A 1326-nucleotide genomic window follows, 5' to 3' on the forward strand; every position below is an offset into this window, starting at 1 on the left:
AAGGGACAATATTATGTTCTTGATGCTGATATAGCAAAATGCTCTTACCGTGAACCATGATTACCTATTGTCCAAAATTCATTGTCCAAGCCGCCTAAAAAGAGACCTGAAACAATGGCTCAAAGCAGGTGTGCTAGATAACGGTGTATTTGAGGATACAGAAGCAGGGACACCCCAAGGAGGGGTAATAAGTCCAATACTCGCCAACATCGCACTGTTGGGAATGGAAAGGCTAGTTAAAGGAATGTATCCAAATAAAGGCACAGCCACCCAGGTGAACCTTATAAGATATGCCGATGATTTTGTGGTCATCTCCAAAGACCTAGGAATCATTGAACAGTGCCAAACTGCTATCACCAAATGGTTAAAACCGGTAGGATTAGAGATTAAACCCGAAAAGACTCGAATTGGTCACACACTCAAACCTATTGAGTATAATGGCAAAACAGAAGAACCTGGGTTTGATTTTCTCGGATTCAATATCAGGCAATACCCAGTAGGAAAATACAAGTCTGGAAAAACCGGGAGTCTCATGAGCCGACCAATCGGACATAAGACCCACATAAAACCCAGCCAAAAAGCAGTTAAAGCCCACACAGAAGTGATAAAAGGTGTAATTAAACAACATAAAACAGCACCTCAGTCAGCCCTGATTAACAAACTAAACCCAATTATTAGGGGATGGTCAAACTATTATTCAGGGGTAGTCTCAACAGAGACCTTCAATAAGCTAGACAACATAATCTGGCAAATGTTAAGGGCATGGACAGTATCAAGATGCGGAAAGTCAAGTTACGAAAAGCTAAGAAATTATTTCAGACATGGAACAATTAAACTTAGCAATGGGAAAGAAAGACACGAAAATTGGATGTTCCAAACCAAAGATGGATTTCAACTGTGGAAACATAATTGGACTCCGATTGTCAGACACACCCTAATACGCCCTGACGCAACACCATACGACGGAAATTGGACTTACTGGGCAACCAGGAAAGGACAAGCAATCGATACGCCAAATAGGGTAGCAAAACTACTCAAAAAACAAAAAGGCAAGTGCACCTGGTGTGGGCAATTCTTTACCCCATCAGATTTAATTGAAGTAGACCACATTGTACCTAGAAGCCATGGCGGAAAGGATGAATACAAAAATCTTCAACTATTACATCGCCATTGTCACGATGATAAAACAGCTCTTGATGAAGAGATGATGCTGTACTCTTAACAAGGAGACGGTCAAATTAGGAGCCGTATGAGGTGAAAGTCTCATGTACGGTTCTGCTGCTGAATGGGAGGGGTAGACCGTGAGGTCTATCTCGACCCCTATTA

1 protein-coding gene is annotated in these 1326 nt (G+C 41.8%); it reads left to right on the forward strand.

The window, feature by feature from the left end; translation table 11 throughout:
- Window positions 1–49: 49 nt before the first annotated feature.
- The gene (locus tag P5674_RS24825; protein WP_315670401.1) at window positions 50–1222 is read left to right on the forward strand and encodes a group II intron maturase-specific domain-containing protein; all 1173 of its coding nucleotides are present in this window, start codon (window positions 50–52) and stop codon (window positions 1220–1222) included.
- The last annotated feature ends 104 nt before the right edge of the window (window positions 1223–1326 follow it).

It is taken from the genome of Limnospira sp. PMC 289.06 (assembly GCF_032350395.1).
Lineage (GTDB): Bacteria > Cyanobacteriota > Cyanobacteriia > Cyanobacteriales > Microcoleaceae > Limnospira > Limnospira platensis.